11 protein-coding genes are annotated in these 17,249 nt (G+C 72.4%); 9 read left to right on the forward strand and 2 right to left on the reverse strand.

Annotation, left to right across the window (positions count from 1 at the left end; genetic code table 11):
- Window positions 1-7 precede the first annotated feature (7 nt).
- Window positions 8-1,567, forward strand: coding sequence for a thiol reductant ABC exporter subunit CydD (cydD, locus tag EIY87_RS08530; RefSeq protein ID WP_191984013.1), 1,560 nt, complete (start codon window positions 8-10; stop codon window positions 1,565-1,567).
- Between the two features lie 182 nt (window positions 1,568-1,749).
- Window positions 1,750-3,342 (forward strand): thiol reductant ABC exporter subunit CydC, encoded by a 1,593-nt coding sequence (cydC, locus tag EIY87_RS08535; RefSeq protein ID WP_125307118.1) that lies wholly within the window; start codon window positions 1,750-1,752, stop codon window positions 3,340-3,342.
- Here cydC and EIY87_RS08540 read toward each other — a convergent pair.
- Complete coding sequence (locus tag EIY87_RS08540) at window positions 3,278-4,180, reverse strand: glucosyl-3-phosphoglycerate synthase (protein WP_125307119.1); 903 nt, start codon at window positions 4,178-4,180, stop codon at window positions 3,278-3,280. The two genes, cydC and EIY87_RS08540, sit on opposite strands and share 65 nt — an antisense overlap.
- Window positions 4,181-4,231: 51 nt before the next feature.
- Between EIY87_RS08540 and EIY87_RS08545 the strand changes: the two genes are divergently transcribed.
- On the forward strand, window positions 4,232-4,906 hold the full coding sequence (locus EIY87_RS08545) for a lysophospholipid acyltransferase family protein (protein WP_125307120.1): 675 nt from the start codon (window positions 4,232-4,234) through the stop codon (window positions 4,904-4,906).
- A 16-nt stretch (window positions 4,907-4,922) separates the two neighbouring features.
- On the opposite strand, the gene EIY87_RS08550 is transcribed toward EIY87_RS08545, so the two are convergent.
- Window positions 4,923-6,755, reverse strand: coding sequence for a glycoside hydrolase family 9 protein (locus EIY87_RS08550; RefSeq protein WP_125307121.1), 1,833 nt, complete (start codon window positions 6,753-6,755; stop codon window positions 4,923-4,925).
- Between the two features lie 95 nt (window positions 6,756-6,850).
- Between EIY87_RS08550 and EIY87_RS08555 the strand changes: the two genes are divergently transcribed.
- From EIY87_RS08555 to EIY87_RS08580, 6 genes are all read left to right on the forward strand, one after another.
- The gene (locus EIY87_RS08555) at window positions 6,851-8,143 is read left to right on the forward strand and encodes a helix-turn-helix domain-containing protein (protein ID WP_125307122.1); all 1,293 of its coding nucleotides are present in this window, start codon (window positions 6,851-6,853) and stop codon (window positions 8,141-8,143) included.
- Between the two features lie 257 nt (window positions 8,144-8,400).
- The gene (locus tag EIY87_RS08560; protein ID WP_125307123.1) at window positions 8,401-10,431 is read left to right on the forward strand and encodes a M4 family metallopeptidase; all 2,031 of its coding nucleotides are present in this window, start codon (window positions 8,401-8,403) and stop codon (window positions 10,429-10,431) included.
- Window positions 10,432-10,509: 78 nt separating this feature from the next.
- Window positions 10,510-11,775, forward strand: coding sequence for a helix-turn-helix domain-containing protein (locus EIY87_RS08565; RefSeq protein ID WP_125307124.1), 1,266 nt, complete (start codon window positions 10,510-10,512; stop codon window positions 11,773-11,775).
- A 285-nt stretch (window positions 11,776-12,060) separates the two neighbouring features.
- Window positions 12,061-14,322, forward strand: coding sequence for a M4 family metallopeptidase (locus tag EIY87_RS08570; RefSeq protein WP_191984014.1), 2,262 nt, complete (start codon window positions 12,061-12,063; stop codon window positions 14,320-14,322).
- Between the two features lie 100 nt (window positions 14,323-14,422).
- The gene (locus tag EIY87_RS08575) at window positions 14,423-16,027 is read left to right on the forward strand and encodes a M28 family metallopeptidase (protein WP_125307125.1); all 1,605 of its coding nucleotides are present in this window, start codon (window positions 14,423-14,425) and stop codon (window positions 16,025-16,027) included.
- Between the two features lie 168 nt (window positions 16,028-16,195).
- Complete coding sequence (locus EIY87_RS08580) at window positions 16,196-17,248, forward strand: chitinase (RefSeq protein ID WP_191984015.1); 1,053 nt, start codon at window positions 16,196-16,198, stop codon at window positions 17,246-17,248.
- The last annotated feature ends 1 nt before the right edge of the window (window position 17,249 follow it).

Genomic DNA, 17,249 nt, shown 5'->3' on the forward strand with positions numbered 1-17,249 from the left:
GAACGCCGTGCCCGCTCTGCCCGGACTCCGGCGCTACCTGGCCGTGCTGGCCACGCTCGGGGTGCTCACTGCCGCTTCGGTGCTGCTCCAGGCCGAAGGTCTCGCCACGCTGCTCACCGGTGGTGGTGTCTCGCTGTTCCTGGTCATCGCGATCGCCGCGCGGGTGCTGCTTTCGTGGGGCCACGGTGTCCTCAGTGGACGGTTCGCGGCTTCGGTGCGCGCCGGCCTGCGCCGCCGGTTGCTCGACTCGCGCGCCGATCGGGCGGGCGTCGTCGCCACTCAGGTGACGCGCGGGGCCGACGCCACGGACAGCTACCTGACCGGCTACCTCCCGTCGCTGGTCGTGTCGGTGGTGGTGCCGGTCGCGGTGATCGCGCGGCTGTTCGCGACGGACCTGGTGTCGGCGCTGGTCGTCACGGCGACGTTGCCGCTGATCCCGGTGTTCGCGATCCTGGTCGGCAAGCACACGGCGGCGCGGACCGAGCGCCAGTGGTCGCTGCTGCTCCGCCTCGGTGGCCATTTCCTCGACGTGGTGCGGGGTCTCGGGACGCTCCGGCTGTTCGGCCGGGCGGCGGCGCAGGCCTCGACGGTCCGTTCGATGGCGGCCGCCCACGCCGACGCGACGCTGAAGACGTTGCGGATCGCGTTCCTTTCCGCGCTGGTGCTGGAGCTGGTGGCGACCATGTCGGTGGCGCTGGTGGCGGTGCCGATCGGGTTCCGCCTCCTCGACGGCGGCCTCGACGCGCGGACGGCGATGCTGGTGCTGGTCCTGGCCCCGGAGGCGTACCTGCCCCTGCGCGCGGCGGGCGCGAAGTTCCACGCGGCGGCCGAGGGGTTGACGGCGTTGCGGGAAGCCCTGGCGGTACCGCTGGTCACCCCGCGCTCGGCTGTCGCCACCCGGCGGCGGGGTGCGCCTTCGCTGGAGCTGGACCGGGTTTCGGTCTGCTACGACGGGGTTCCGGTGCTGTCCGATGTGGACCTGCGCGTTCCGGCGGGGGCGCGGATCGCGGTGGTGGGGCCGAGCGGGTCGGGGAAGAGCACGCTGCTGGCGGTGCTGCTGGGGTTCGTGGCGCCCTCGTCGGGGCGGGTGCTCGTCGACGGGGTGGACCTGCGTTCGCTGTCGCCGGAGGACTGGCTCGCCGAGGTGGCCTGGGTGCCGCAGCGGCCGACATTGTTCCGGGGGACGCTGGCGGAGAACATCGCTTTGGGACAGCAGGCCGACGTCCCGGCCGCGGCTCGGGCCGCGGCGCTGGACTCGGTGGCGGCGGGCTTGCCCGCGGGGTACTCGACGCCGGTGGGCGAGCTGGGCGAGGGCTTGTCGGCGGGCCAGCGGCAGCGCGTGGGTCTGGCGCGGGCGCTGGCCCGGACGTCAGCGGGGCTGGTGTTGCTGGACGAGCCGACGACCCGGCTGGACTCGCGGACGGAGGAGACGGTCTTGTCGGCGACCCGGCGGCTGCTGCCGGACCGGACCGCGGTGCTCGTCGCCCACCGGCCGGCGATGGTGACGCTGGCGGACCGGGTGGTGGAGCTGCGGGACGGCCGGATTCGCGCGGAGGTGGCGGCGTGAACCACCCGACCCAAGCGCCCCAATGTGGCGTTCGGTGCGTCCAACGCACCCAATGTGGCGTTCGGTGCGTCCAACGCACCCAATGTGGCGTTCGGTGCGTCCAACGCACCCAATGTGGCGTTCGGTGCGTTGAACGCAACCAACGCCACATTGGGGCGCTTGGGGGTGGCGGAGGTGGCCGCGTGAACCTCTGGGCCGTGTCCACAAGGGACACTCTCCGCCTCGTCCGCGCCGCCCTCCTCGGTGCCGGAGCCGAACTCGCCGCGCTCGCGCTGATGGCCACCGCCGCCTGGCTGCTGCTCCGCGCCGCCGAACGGCCCCCGCTCGGCGCGCTCACCGTCGCCATCGTCGGGGTCCGGACCCTCGCCCTGCTGCGCGGCGGCCTCCGCTACGCCGAGCGGCTCGCCGGGCACGAAGTCGTGCTGCGCTGGCTCGGCACGCTCCGCACCCGGGTCTACCAGGCCCTCGTGCCCGGCTCGTCCTTCTCCGGCGGCGACCTCGTCACCCGGCTCGTGTCCGATGTGGACGCGCTGCAGGACGCGGTCCTGCGGTGGCTGCTGCCCGCCGGTGTCGCCGCGATCGTGGGGGTCGCCGCCGTCGCCGTCACGGCCACCGCTTCCGCTCCCGCCGCCGCCGCGCTGGCCGCGGGGTTGCTGGTCACCGGAGTGCTGCTGCCCTGGCTGGTCGTCCGCGTCACCGCACGGGCCGCGCGGGAAACCGCCCCGAAACGGGCCGAACTGGCCGAACGCGCCGTCGAACTCGTCACCGGGCACCGGGAGCTGGTCGCCGCCGGCGCGCTGGCCGAACACCGCGCCCGGGCGACCGGCGTCGTGGCCGGGATCGCCGCGAGCGAGCGGGCCACCTCGGGCACGTCGGCGCTGCTCGCCGCCGCCGGGGTGCTCGTCCAGCTGGGCACCACGGTCGCCGTCGCGCTGCTGGCCGACGCCTCCGTGCCCTGGACCGCCGCGCTCACCCTGGCCGCCATGGCCGGCTTCGAGGTGGTCCTGCCGCTGATCGGCGCCGCCCGGCGGGTGCCGGAGATCCGCGCGTCGGCCGCCCGGGTGCGGGCCGTCCTCGCCGCGCCACCCGCGCCAAAAGGCACCCGGACGCCGGGACCAGGGCACTTCAGGCTCGAGAACGCCGGCGTCCGCCACCCGGGCCGCGCCCCCGCACTACGGCATGTCGACCTGGACCTGCCGCCCGGCAAGCGCGTCGGGATCCTCGGCCCCAGCGGCGCCGGGAAGACGACGCTGCTCCGCCTCCTGCTCGGCAGCCAGTCCCCCACCGAAGGCCGGGTGCTCCTCGACGGCCACCCGCTCGGCGAGTACGCGGACCTGGCGCAAGTCATCTCGGGCGCCGAAGCCGACGCGCACGTCTTCCACGCCACCGTCCGCGAGAACCTCCTCCTCGCGAAGCCGGCCGCCACCGACGACGAGCTGCGGGAAGCCTGCGCGGTCGCCGGGTTCGGCCTGGCTCTCGACCGCGAGACCGGGCCGGACGGCGACGCCCTCTCCGGCGGTCAGCGGCAGCGGCTGGTCCTGGCCCGCGCGGTCCTGGCCGCCCCGCCGGTGCTCGTGCTCGACGAGCCCGTCGAAGGCCTCGACCCCGCGCACGGCGACGCCGTCCTGAAGAACGTCCTCGCGCACGCGAAGGGCACGGTCGTGCTGGTCACCCACCGCCCCGAGCACCTCGACGGCTTCGACGAGGTGCTCACCCTCGAGGACGGGCGAGCACTTCCCGCATCGGCGGCCGGTCGGCGACCCGGACGGTCGTGACGTCCGGCAGCCATTCCTCGTCGACCTGGACGAACTGCGTGAACGGCGCGTCGGCGGCCGGCACCCCGCAGCGCGCCAGCGCCGTGCCGAGGATCTGCCGGGACATCACGCCGAGCTGGGGCAGCGACCGGTTCCGGTGCTTGCGGACACCGAGGTTGACCTGGGCCAGCCCGTCGAGGCCGTACCGCGCTTCGGCGTCGAGGAGCAGCCCGATCTCGACGCCGTACCCGGCGGCGAACGGCACCGACTCGAGGAACTCGCGCGTGCCCGCGTACTCGCCGCCGAGCGGCTGGACCAGCCCGCCGAGCGCCGGGCGCAGCGCCGAGAGCACCGGGCGCGCGAGCAGCTCCGTGACGCGGCCGCCGCCGCTGCTCTCCAGCCGCAGCGGACGGCGGTAGAAGCCCTTGACCAGGTGCACGCCCGGCTCGGTGACCAGCGGCCCGAGCAGCGACGGCACGAACGCCGGGTCCGGGTCGACCAGGTCGGAGTCGAGGAAGACGACGAGGTCGCCGCTGGTGGCGGCCAGCGACCGCCACAGCACCTCGCCCTTGCCGGGGACCGGCGGCAGGTCCGGCAGCACGTCCTCGCGGCGGACCACCCGGGCGCCCGCGGCCTCGGCCGTCCGGACCGTGGCGTCCGTCGAACCCGAGTCCACGACGACGAGCTCGTCGACGACCGAACCGACCAGGGGCCGGATCGACGCGACGACCGCACCCACCGTCCGCTCCTCGTCGAGGGCCGGTAGCACGACGGAAACCGTGCGGTCACCCTTCGCGGTCACGATGTCCTCGGGCGTCCAACCGGGCTCCTGCCACGTACGCCGCTCGAACCAACTCACGGGTAACGATCGTGCCATGCTGGTGTCACCGCCACCGAGGAGGAGGACCACTTGATCGCGCAGCTTGTCCGCTTCGTGCTGGGGCCGCTGGCCAGGGCGCTGTACCGGCCCGAGGTGCACGGCGTGGAGAACGTGCCCGCCACGGGCCCGGTGCTGCTCGCGGCCAACCACCGGGCGGCGCTCGACACCGGCGTGATCACGTTCACGACCCCGCGGCAGGTCAAGTTCCTCGGCAAGGCGGAGTACTTCGTCGGCAAGGGCCTCAAGGGCAAGGCACTGGCGGGCTTCCTCGGCGGCCTCGGCTACGTCCCGGTCGAGCGCGGCAACGCCCAGGCGGGGCTCGCCGCCCTGGAGGCGGCGCGCAAGGTCCTCGACGCGGGCGGCGTCTTCGCGATCTACCCGGAGGGCACCCGGTCCCTGGACGGCCGCCTGCACCGCGGCCACACCGGCGTCGCGGCCCTCGCGCTGGCGACCGGCGCCAAGGTGGTGCCGGTCGCGCTGACCGGCACCGAGAAGCTCCAGCCCGGCGGCGCGAAGATCCCGCGGCTCGCGAAGATCTCCATCACGTTCGGCAAGCCGCTGGACTTCTCCCGCTACGAGGGCCAGGACTACGCGCCGGCGATCCGCCGGTCGGTCACCGACGAGGTGATGTACGCGATCCTGGAGATCTCGGGCCAGGAGTACGTGGACACCTACCACAAGCGGCCGAGCGAAGGCGTCGCCTGAGTCACCAGGGCACCGGCTACGGCCTGCCCGCCAGCGAGAACGCCAACAGCGCCGTCGAGGTGAAGTCGATGGCCGGTTCGTTGCTGGGCCACGAACTCAGGTCGTCGGCGTAGCGGCTTCCCTGCCCGTCGAACGATTCGTACGGCCGGGTGCATTCCTTGGCACCCGCGGGGAACGGCAGGTCGGCGAAGTTGTCCGCGCCGTTCGGGCCGTTGACGACCGCGCCGTACAGCACCTTCGACGGGCCGGCCAGGTTCGCGGCCTGGTGGTGCGGGCACTGCGGTGACGTCGAGCCGACGCCGACCACGAGCGAGACGCCCCAGGCGTTGGCGCCGAGCGTGAAGTCGCGCTGCTGCGCGCCGAACGCGGCGTAGCGGGTGTCGCCGGTGACGCGCTGGTAGAGCCGCGCGGTGGCGGCGAAGCCGAAGCTCTTGCTGGCGGCGTCGAAGTCGGTGACGGCGACCGCCGTCCGGAATGGGCTCTTCTTCGCCGCCTCGACGCCGGAGTCGAGCTGGCGGCGCAGGTCCGCGGCCAGCTCGCGAACGCCGAGCGCGGCGCCGGGGACGCCGGTGCGCAGCAGCCCGGCCAGGTCGGCGTGGGCGAGCGCGCTGGTGTCGTAGAGGTTCAACGTGCTCGTGTCGCCGCTGCCGATGTACGCCTTCGCCCACTTCGCCGCGTCGCGGGCCCAGCCGTTCGCACGCGGGTCCTTCAAGGCACGCGCCGCCAGCGCGAGCTGCGTGGCACCCAGCTCGAGATCGTCCTCCCAGGACGATTCCGGGTAGTAGGCGTGCGGGAACGCGGTGACCAGCTCGCCGACACCCGATGTCTTGGCCTGGCCGAACACCGCCGCGGCTTCGGTCAGGTAGTGGCGGGCCAGCCGCGGGTCGCGGTGCGCGTACACCTGCGCGCCGAGCGCGAACGCGGCGGCGACGCGCCCGGCGAGGTTCGGCGACAGCGGCGCGCCCGCCGGGCCGGCCGGGAACACCGGGCGGTGCTTGACGAAGTACGCGGGGTCGCCGGGCTTGACGTCGAGCGCGTCGTCGTCCTGCGGGTTGCGCCAGACGTCGTGGTCGCCGAGGAAGCCGAACTCCTCGCTGCCGGTGCCGATGCCGACCTGGGCGTAGAGGGTCCTGGTCCGGCCGTCCCACACCTTGTCGAGCCAGTCGAGGCCGAACCGGACCTCCTTCGCCAGCACCGGATCGGGGTCCTCACGCAGGACGAAACCCAGCTCGGCCAACGAATACGCGGTGTTGGACGTGAACTTCACGAAGTCGCCGGCGTCGACCCAGCCTCCTTCGACGTCGACCGGGCCGCCGGCCGGCTTCAGCGGCTCGACGATCTCGTCGCCGCCCTCGCCGGCGAACTTCGGTTCCGCGTACACGGTCGCCGTCCGGTCGGCCAGGTGCGAGGGCTTGCGGCCGAGGCGCCCGGGGATGACGTCGTGGCCGTCGCGCTGGGCCTGGAAGAACTCGGTGGTGGCGCGCACGAGCGGGCGGAACAGCCGGCTCGCGGTGTCGATCCGGAACGGCGGTGAGGTCGCGCCCGCGGCCTTGACCCGGTAGGTGCCCGACCGGTCCAGAGTGGACAGATCGAGGTCGAACACCGCCGGGTAGCGAGCGTTCCAGGCACCGAGGCTCGCGCCGGTCCGTCCCTTCCGGACGGTGTGCCCGCGCTCGTCGACGACGGTGAACGGCCCCGGCACGCTCCCGAGCAGGTACGCGTGCTTGGCCTCCCCCAGCGCGTAGCCGACTTGGTCGACGCGCACCTCGGCCGGGGTCGCGGCCTCGGCCGGGGCGGCGGCGAGGGGCACGGCGAGGGCGGCCGCCGTCGCGAGGGGAAGCAGGCGCATGATCGGCCTCCGCTTTGTTAGGAAAGTTTCCTATTAAACGCTAGCCTGACGGCGACCAGGGCGTCAATATGTCCGTTTCCGCGATGGCGGCACCGATGACCTACCGTGGGGAGATGACCGAACCGCTCGGCGCGCGGATCCGGCGGTTGCGCACCGACCGCGGGTGGACCCAGCGCGAGCTCGCCGAGCCCGGCTACGACCGCGGCTTCCTGGCGAAGGTCGAGACCGGCAGCCGCCCGCCGTCGGACGAGATGCTGGCCTACCTGGCCGAACGCTTCGGGCTCACCGTCGACGAGCTGCGGTTCGACCGTCCCCCGGGCGTCGCCGACGAGCTGCGCGCGTCGCTGGACGAGGGCTACCGCGACCTGGAGCAGGGCCGCGTCGCCGACGCGGAGACGCGGTTCGCCGCGGTGGCGAAGCAGGCCGCCGGCTACCACCTCGACGACGTCGAGTGCTACGCGCGGTTCTGCCAGGCCGAGGTGAAGTGGCAGCTCTTCGACGTCGCCGGCGCGCAGGCGGAGCTGGAGCACGCCGACGAGCTGGCGGCCGCGGCGCCGCCGTGGCTGCGGGCGATGATCGTGCACCGCTGGTCCGGCTGCCGGTACCTGAGCGGCGACGCGGGCGCGGGGATCGCGCGCGTCGAGGCGGAGCTGGCCGCGGACCCGGCCGACCCGGACGCCGAGCTGTGCCTGCTCAGCGCGTTGATCCACCCGCTGATGGAGATGGGCGGCCTGCACCGCGCCCGCCGCGCCGCCGAGGACGGCCGTCGCCTGGCCCGCGCGGCGACGCGGCCGGACTTCGTGGCGCGCTTCCACCGCCAGGCGTCGCAGGTGTGGCAGGCGATCGGGCGCGCGGACCAGGCGTTGCGGGACCTGACGGAGGCGTGCCGGCTGTTCGAGTCGGTGGGCTTCGACCGCGACGCGGCCCGCTGCCGCTGGGCCCGCGGCTATCTCCTGCGACGGCTCGGCCGCCTCGACGAAGCCCGCTCCGAGCTGACGGCGGCCCGCGACCAGCTGGCGACCATCGGCTCCGACGAAGGCCTGGCCGGTGCGACGGTCGAGCTGGCCGAGGTCCGGCTCCGCCAGGACGCCCCGGACGAGGCGGCGGCGCTGGTCGCGGAGGTCTGGCCGCTGCTGGCCCGCGACGTCGAGGCGCTGGGCGAGGCGACCGGCCTGCGCGGGCAGATCGCGGCCGCCCAGGGCGACCTGGAGACGGCGATCCGGCTGCTGCGCGAAGCGGCGGAGATCCAGCGGGGCGCGTCCCTGCACGGGGCGGCGGTTTCGACGTCGCTGCGGCTCGGCGACGCGCTCCGACAACGTGGTCAGCTGACCGAGGCCATCGAGGCCTACCGCCGCGGCCTCGACTCGGCGGCGGGCACCGAGGGCTGATTTCCCGGACCACTGGGCTCGGTGGTCCGGACCAACGCCGAAGTTCCTACCAAAGTTGGTGAATTGGTTCAGACCAGTCGCCAACCCGGCCGTTTCCTGCGGTTTCGCCCCGAACGCCGTGATCTTCGCGAGCCGCCACTACTCCGTTCGGCCCATTGACCGGCGCACGACCGGAACCCTTTACTCGGACGCGTCCGGCGCAATAACAGCAGTTATTCCGGCGGACACACTCCCCACGGTCCCCGGAAAGGTTCCCCATGAGATCCCCACGAGGGCTGGCGGCGATCGCCGGCCTGGCCTTGAGCTTCGCGGTGCCGGTGATCCCGGCCGCCGCCTCCGCACCCCCCGCCGCCACCCCACCCGAGGCGCTCGCCGCGCGAGCCGCCGACCAGGCTGCCCTCAGCGGCGCCGACCGGCTCGCCAAGGGCGCCGGGGAGGCCTTCGTCCGCACCGGGGTCACCCCGGGTGGCGGCGGGCTCTACTTCGCCTCCTACCAGCGCACCTACCACGGCCTGCCGGTCGTCGGCGGGGACGCGGTCGTCGTCGCCGACGGGGCCGGGCGCGTCCGCGGCACCGAGGCCGCGAAGACCGCGCCCATCACCGTCGGCACCCAGGCCACGCTGAGCGCCGCGCAGGCGGCGAAGATCGCCGCCGCCAAGGTGTCCACAGTGGACAAGGCGGACGCGCCGAAGCTGGTCGTGCTGGCCGGCGACGCCCCCAAGCTCGCCTACGAGGTCGTCGTCAGCGGCCGCGACCGCGGCAAGCCCACCCACCTGCACGTCTTCGTCGACAGCGCCACCGGCGCCGTGCTGGACACCCGCGACGACGTCCGCGAGGCGGGCACCGGCAACTCCTACTACGCCGGCACCGTCTCGATCGACACGTCCGGCTCCGGCAGCTCCTACTCGATGACCGACCCCGGCCGCCGCGGCATCGCCTGCGGCCGCGAGGGCGGCTCGATCTTCACCAAGAGCAGCAACAGCTGGGGCAACGGCTCCGGCACCGACCTCGAAACCGCCTGCGTCGACACGCTCTACAGCGTCCAGACCGAGTGGAAGATGCTCAACGACTGGCTCGGCCGCAACGGCATCGACGGGGCAGGCGGCGGCTTCCGCGCGAGCGTCGGCCTCAACGACGTCAACGCCTACTGGGACGGTTCGTCGACGCACTTCGGGCACTCGCAGGACAACCGCCGCCAGGCGACCCCGATGGACGTCGTCGGCCACGAGTTCGGGCACGCCATCTTCCAGACCACCCCGGGCGGCGCCGGGTCCGGCAACGAGAACGGCGGCCTCAACGAGTCCACCGGCGACATCTTCGGCGCGCTGACCGAGTACTACGCCAACAACCCGGTCGACACCCCCGACTTCACCGTCGGCGAAGGCGTCAACCTGGTCGGCCAGGGCCCGATCCGCTACATGTACAACCCGGGCCAGATCGGCGACCCGAACTGCTACTCGTCCTCGATCCCGAACACCGAGGTGCACGCCGCCGCGGGCCCGCAGAACCACTGGTTCTACCTGCTTTCCCAGGGCAGCAACGGGTCCGGCGGGCCGACCAGCCCGACGTGCAACGGCTCCAGCGTGACCGGCATCGGCATCCAGAAGGCGGGCAAGATCTTCTACAACGGCCTGCTGAAGAAGACCTCGTCGTGGAACCACCGCGCGGCCCGCAAGGCCACGCTGGAAGCGGCGATCGCGCTGTTCCCGGGCAGCTGCACGGAGTTCAACTCCACCAAGGCCGCCTGGGACGCGGTGAGCGTCCCCGCGGTCAGCGGTGAGCCGACGTGCAGCGGCCAGCCGCCGGCCGGCAACGACTACTCCCTGACGCTGTCGCCGACGTCGGCGTCCGTCCAGCCCGGGCAGACGGCGACCACGACCATCACCACGCGGGTCACGTCGGGCACCGCCCAGACCGTCCAGCTGCTGGCCACCGGACTGCCCGAGGGCGCGAAGGCGACGATCAGCCCGGCGAGCATCCAGTCCGGCGGCACCGCCACGCTGACCATCACCACGTCGGCGTCCACGCCGCAGGGCACCAGCCAGGTGACGGTCTCCGGCGACGGCCCCGACGCCGACCACAGCGCGCAGTTCTCGCTGACCGTCGGCACCGGCACCCCGCCGACCGGCTGCGACGGCCTCGCCGAGTGGGACGTGGCCAAGGCGTACGTGCCCAACGACGTCGTCGGCCACAACGGTCACAAGTGGACGTCCCTGTGGTACTCGACCGGTGCCGAGCCCGGCGCGCCCACCTCGTGGGCCGTGTGGAGCGACGGCGGCGCCTGCTGATCCCGGCCGCGCGGTGGCGGGCGACTCCCCCGCCACCGCGCGGCCTACCCTGGACGTCCACGGCGGAAAGGCACCTGGGTGAGCGAGAGCGTCGGCGAACGCCTGCGTGAGCTGCGCACCGAACGCGGGCTCACGCAACGCGAGCTCGCCGGGCCGCAGTACTCCGCGGCGTACGTGTCGTCGGTCGAGACCGGCGCGCGGACCCCGTCGGGCGACGCGCTGCGGTTCTTCGCCCGGCAGCTCGGCATCGACCCCGACGAGCTGCTCGGCGGCCGGTCCCCGCGCGAGCTGCTCGAACTCGACCTCGAGCTGATCGAGACGGCGGAACGGTTCCTGGCAGGCGACGTCCGCCGCGCGGCCCCTCGCATGCAGCGGATCCGCCGCCAGGCCGAACGCCTGGACCGGCCGCGGCAGGCCGGGATCGCGCTGCTGTGGCTGGCCGGGTACTCGACGGGCGACGTCCGCACGAAGTACGTCGCGGAGGCCGAAACGGCGCTGTCGAGCGAGCCGCCGCCGGTGCGGGCGATGGTCGTCCCGCTGCGCGCGGCGGTGCTGTCCGGCTGGGGCGAAGCGCAGTATTCCTTGCACCTGCTGGAAACCTGCCACGCGGAGCTGCTGCGCGACGGCTACCCCCAGCCGTCGATGCTGCTGACGCTGCGGGCCTGCCTGGCCGAGCGGCACCTGCGCCAGGGCGACCTGGAGCGGGCGTCGGAGTACGCGGATTCGGCGCTGCGGCTCACCCGGGGCGGCCCCGCGGTGCTGGCCGAGCTGACCCGCAGCCACGTCGAGGTGTGCCGCAGCCACCTGGCGGCCGACCGCTTCGCCGACGCGGCCGCGTCCGTCGCCGCGGCTTACGACCTCATGCAGGAACGGGCGCTGCACCCGGCGATGGCGCACTGCCTGCTGGCCAGGGCCCGCGTCCGCGGCCGGGCGGGCGACGTCGAAGGCGCGCTGGCCGACCTCGCCGCAGCGCGGGAGACGGCGTGGCCGGACGACGTCCCGGCGATCACCGTCGAGCTGGCGGCCGAGTACCTGGCGGCGGGCCGGCTGGAAACGGCGGCCGCACTGCTCGACCAGGTCCGCCCCTCGGTCGTGTCGGGCACGGCGCTGGCCGCGGAACTGAAGCTGCAGCTGGGTTCGCTGGCCAGGGCCCGCGGCGACGCCCGGCGCGCGGCCGAGGACCTGCGCGCCGCCGTCGAGCTGGCCACCGGCCTGGGCGCGCGCGGGGTGCTGGTCCGCGCGCTGCGGCCGTTGAGCGAGCTGCTCGGCGAGACCGGGAAGCAGGCGGAGGCGGCGGACGTGCTGCGCGACGGGCTCATCGCGCTGGGCGCGGAAGCCGACTGACGTCGTTTTCCCGGTGATCGAGATCATCCGGCGTTCGGATGGTGTCGGGGACAGTCCCTACGAAAGTCGTTCCGGTGCGGATCGCGCGGCGAATCCCCAGCACCGGCGGGGTTTGTACGAATTGACCGGCGAATCCGTAACGGGGTGTTGGTCCGTTCGGCGCATTGACGCCCGGAACCGCTGATCCTTTACTCGGATGCGTCCGGACGCATAGCTCCTGTTGGTCCACGGGACACGTCCCCCTTTTCCTTCACCGCACCCATTCTTCGTGGAAGGAAGACCTCGATGACCCATCGTGGGTTCAGAACGGGCTTGGCGGCCGCCGCCGGGCTCGCCATGTCGCTCGCGCTGCCGGTGACCCCGGCGAGCGCGGTCCCGGCGGCGCAGCCCGCCGCCCCGGACGTCGCCGCCGCCCGCGCCGCCGACCAGGCGGCCGCCAGCGGCCTCGACGCGCTCAAGCGCGGCCCCGCCGAAGCCTTCCAGCGCGTCGGCCTCACAGCCGGCGGTGGCGGGCTCTTCTACGGCGCCTACCAGCGGACCTACCAGGGTCTGCGGGTCGTCGGCGGGGACGCGGTCGTCGTCGCCGACGGGGCCGGGCGGGTGCGCGGCACGAGCGCCGCCGAGACCGCCCCGATCACCGTCGGGACGCAGGCGCTCGTCGACGCCGCGAAGGCCGCCGCCACCGCACGCGCTCAACTGCCCACTGTGGACAGTGTGAGCACGCCGGAAAAGGTCGTGCTGGGCGGCACGAGCCCGAAGCTGGCGTACGAGGTCGTCGTCGCCGGGCGCACCGCGAAGGCGCCGAGCAACCTGCACGTGTTCGTCGACGCGGCGACCGGCGCGGTCCTCGACACGCGGGACGACGTGAAGACGTTCTCCTCGGGTGCCCGCACCCAGGCCCAGCCCGGCACGGTGAACGTCGCCGGCACGGGGAACAGCTACTACGTCGGCAACGTCTCCATCGACACCACGCAGTCCGGCAGCACCTACACGATGCGCGACCCCGCCCGCACCGGCCTCAGCTGCGGCCGCGAAGGCGGATCCGTCTACAGTGGACCGGACAACAACTGGGGCAACGGCTCCGGCACCGACCTCGAAACCGCCTGCGTGGACACGCTGTTCGGGTCCCAGACCGAATGGAAGATGCTCGGCGACTGGCTGGGCCGCAACGGCATCAACGGCAACGGCGGCGGCTACCCGGCCTCGGTGGGCCTGTCCGACGTCAACGCCTACTGGAACGGCTCGTCGACGCACTTCGGCCACTCGCAGGACAACCAGCGCCAGGCCACTTCGATCGACGTCGTCGCACACGAGTACGGGCACGCCATCTTCCAGACCACCCCGGGTGGCGCGGGTTCCGGCAACGAGAACGGCGGGCTCAACGAGTCCACCGGCGACATCTTCGGCGCGCTGACCGAGGCGTACGCGAACAACGCCAAGGACACCCCGGACTACGAGGTCGGCGAGGGCGTCAACCTGGTCGGCCAGGGCCCGATCCGCTACATGTACCAGCCGTCGAAGGTCGGCGACCCGAACTGCTACTCGTCGTCGATCCCGAGCACCGAGGTGCACGCGGCGGCCGGCCCGCAGAACCACTGGTTCTACCTGCTGGCCGAGGGCTCGAACCCGGGCGGCGGCAAGCCGACGAGCCCGACGTGCAACAACTCGTCGGTCACCGGCATCGGCATCCAGAAGGCCGGGAAGATCTTCTACAACGGCCTGCTGAAGAAGACCTCGTCGTGGAACCACAAGGCCGCCCGCAAGGCGACCCTCGAAGCCGCGATCGCGCTCTTCCCCGGCAGCTGCACCGAGTACAACGCCACGAAGGCCGCGTGGGACGCCATCTCCGTCACCGCGGCGACCGGTGAGCCCACCTCGTGCAGCGGCGGCGGACCGGACTTCTCCGTCGCGCTGAACCCGGCTTCGGGTTCGGTGCAGCCGGGCGCGTCGGCCACCACCACGATCAGCACCGCGATCACCTCGGGCGCGGCGCAGTCGATCACGCTGTCCGCCTCGGGCCTGCCCGCCGGCGCGACCGCGACGTTCAACCCGGCCACGATCTCCTCCGGTGGCAGCTCGACGCTGACCATCGCGACGACCGCGTCGACCCCGACCGGCAGCTTCCCGATCACCGTCACCGCCGACGGGGCCAGCACCGACCACACGGCGCAGTACACGCTGAACGTCGGGACGTCCTCGTGCGCCCCGGTGACCAACTCGACGCGCCTCGACATCCCGGACTACCCGGCGAGCGCCGTGAGCAGCACCAGCACGGTCAGCGGCTGCGCGCGCAACGCGTCCGGCACCACGAAGGTCGAGGTGCACATCACCCACACCTACCGCGGTGACCTGGTCCTCGACCTGGTCGCGCCGGACGGCACCGCCTACCGGCTGAAGAACTCCAGCAGCGACTCCACCCCGAACATCGACACCACCTACACCGTCAACGCTTCCTCGGAAGCGGCGAACGGCGCGTGGCAGCTCCGCATCCGAGACGTCGGCCCCGCCGACACCGGTTACCTGTCCTCCTGGACGTTGACCGTGTAGCACCACCCCGAAGTCCGTGAAGGACTCCTTCCCGGCGCTTAGGGCCGGTAAGGAGTCCTTCACGGCGTTTCCCCAACCCCCACCGAAGGAATTCACCGCCATGAAGTGGAAGAGCAAGATCGGCGCCGGGGTCACCGCCCTGGCCGCTGTGCTGGGTGTGGTGACCGCGCCGGCGGCCACCGCCGCTCCGGCTGCCGCCCTCGCCGCGCCGGACATCTCACTGGCCAACATCAAGGCCCACCTCAACCAGCTGCAGACCATCGCCAACAACAACGGCGGCACGCGTTCGCCGCGCGGCGGCGGGTACGCGGCATCGGTGTCCTATGTGGAAAACCTGCTCAAGAACGCCGGGTTCACCACCACGCGGCAGACGTGCACGAGCTGCATCGGCCAGTCGCAGAACCTGATCGCCGAGTGGCCGCAGGGCGACGCGAGCCAGGTCATCATGCTCGGCGCGCACCTCGACTCGGTGAGCGCCGGCCCCGGCATCAACGACAACGGCTCCGGCAGCGCGTCGATCCTCGAGACCGCGCTGACGCTGGCGCGCACCAACCCCGCGATGGCCAAGCGCGTCCGGTTCGCCTGGTGGGCCGACGAGGAGTCCGGCCTGGTCGGCTCCAAGTACTACGTCAACAACCTGCCGAGCACCGAGCGCACGAAGATCAAGACCTACCTCAACTTCGACATGATCGGCTCGAAGAACTGGGGCTACTTCGTCTACGACGACGTCGCTTCGGTCAAGGCGGTCTTCGACGAGTACTTCTCCTCCATCGGCATCCAGACCGAGGGCGACAGCGAAGGCGACGGCCGCTCCGACCACGCGTCGTTCAAGAGCGCGGGCATCCCGGTCGGCGGCCTGGCCACCGGCGCCGGTGACATCAAGAGCTCGACGCAGGCGCAGAAGTGGGGCGGCACCGCGGGTTCGCCGTTCGACAACTGCTACCACCGCGCCTGCGACACGACGGCCAACATCCCGGACACCCCGCTGGAGAAGAACTCCGACGCCATCGGGTACGCGCTCTGGAAGCTCGCCGTCGCCACGACGCAGGGCAACGACTACTCCGTCGCGCTGAACCCCACGGCCGGCACCGTCCAACCGGGACAGTCGCTGCAGGTCGCGGTGAACACCACGACGACGTCCGGTAGCGCGCAGTCCATCTCGCTGTCCGCTTCGGGCCTGCCCGCGGGCGCGACGGCGTCGTTCAGCCCGGCGACCATCTCCTCGGGCGGCTCCTCGACGCTGACCATCTCGACGTCGGCTTCGACCCCGACCGGCACCTTCCCGGTCACCGTGACCGCGGACGGCGCGAACGTCGACCACACGGCGTCGTTCACGCTCGGCGTCGGGACGGCGTCGTGCGGGCCGGTGACCAACTCGACGCGCCTGGACATCCCGGACTACCCGGCCAGCGCGGTGAACAGCACGGCGAACGTCGCCGGCTGCGCGCGCAACGCGTCCGGCACCACCAAGGTCGAGGTGCACATCACCCACACCTACCGCGGTGACCTGGTCATCGACCTCGTGGCCCCGGACGGCACGGCGTACCGGCTGAAGAACTCCAGCAGCGACTCGACGCCGAACCTCGACACCACCTACACCGTCAACGCTTCTTCGGAAGCCGCGAACGGCGCGTGGCAGCTCCGCATCCGAGACGTCGGCCCCGCCGACACCGGCTACCTGTCGAGCTGGACCCTCACCGTCTAGTCCCGGAGGGGCGTAGCTTTCACGTGAAAGCTACGCCCCCAGGTGGGCGCTTTCACGTGAAAGCTACGGTTGTCTAGACCACCCGTTCGTAGGTAGTCACCGGTTCCCCGCGGCCCATATCGTGATCGGACACGCCGCGTACGCCCCTCAACGACGATGGGAGCCGGTATGTCCGGTCGCAGAACCCGCCTGTTCGGAACGCTCCTGGCAGCGGTGCTGGCCGTCCCGCTGCTCGTGCCGGCCCCCGCGCAGGGGGCGGTGCAGGCCGACACGTGCGCGGTGAAACCGCGTCCCGCGGGGAAGGTCCTCCAGGGTTACTGGGAAAACTGGGACGGCGCCGCGAACGGCGTCCACCCCGGCCTGGGCTGGGTCCCGATCACCGACAGCCGGATGGCCCAGCACGGCTACAACGTCATCAACGCCGCCTTCCCGGTGATCCGCTCCGACGGCACCGTGTTGTGGGAGAACGGGATGGACGCCGGCGTGAAGGTGTCCACGCCCACCGAGATGTGCGCGGCGAAGGCCGCGGGCGCGACGATCCTGATGTCCATCGGCGGCGCGGCCGCTGGTATAGACCTATCGTCGTCGACCGTGGCGGACCGGTTCGTCGCCACGGTGGTCCCGATCCTCAAGCAGTACAACTTCGACGGGATCGACATCGACATCGAGACCGGGCTCACCGGCAGCGGCAACATCAAGACGCTCTCGGCGTCGCAGTCGAACCTGATCCGCATCATCGACGGCGTGCTCGCGCAGATGCCGGCGGGCTTCGGGCTCACGATGGCGCCGGAAACCGCGTACGTGACCGGCGGCAGCATCACCTACGGCTCGATCTGGGGCGCGTACCTGCCGATCATCAAGAAGTACGCGGACAACGGCCGGCTGTGGTGGCTGAACATGCAGTACTACAACGGATCCATGTACGGCTGCGCCGGCGATTCCTACCAGGCCGGGACCGTGCAGGGCTTCACCGTGCAGACGCAGTGCCTGAACAACGGCCTGGTCGTGCAGGGCACGACGATCCGCGTCCCCTACGACAAGCAGGTCCCGGGCCTGCCCGCGCAGCCCGGCGCGGGCGGCGGGTACATGTCGCCGAGCCTGGTTTCCCAGGCGTGGCGGTCGGTTCCGGGGATCAAGGGCCTGATGGACTGGTCGATCAACTGGGACGGCTCGAAGGGCTGGACGTTCGGCGACAACGTCAAGTCGTTGCAGGGCCGGTAGT

This window comes from Amycolatopsis eburnea (genome assembly GCF_003937945.1).
GTDB lineage: Bacteria > Actinomycetota > Actinomycetes > Mycobacteriales > Pseudonocardiaceae > Amycolatopsis > Amycolatopsis eburnea.

Bases quoted from the DNA above. Each gene is read 5' to 3' on its own strand.
- EIY87_RS08550 (WP_125307121.1), bottom strand. From the start codon at position 6,755: ATGCGCCTGCTTCCCCTCGCGACGGCGGCCGCCCTCGCCGTGCCCCTC.
- EIY87_RS08555 (WP_125307122.1), top strand. From the start codon at position 6,851: ATGACCTACCGTGGGGAGATGACCGAACCGCTCGGCGCGCGGATCCGG.
- EIY87_RS08560 (WP_125307123.1), top strand. From the start codon at position 8,401: ATGAGATCCCCACGAGGGCTGGCGGCGATCGCCGGCCTGGCCTTGAGC.
- EIY87_RS08570 (WP_191984014.1), top strand. From the start codon at position 12,061: ATGACCCATCGTGGGTTCAGAACGGGCTTGGCGGCCGCCGCCGGGCTC.
- EIY87_RS08575 (WP_125307125.1), top strand. From the start codon at position 14,423: ATGAAGTGGAAGAGCAAGATCGGCGCCGGGGTCACCGCCCTGGCCGCT.
- EIY87_RS08580 (WP_191984015.1), top strand. From the start codon at position 16,196: ATGTCCGGTCGCAGAACCCGCCTGTTCGGAACGCTCCTGGCAGCGGTG.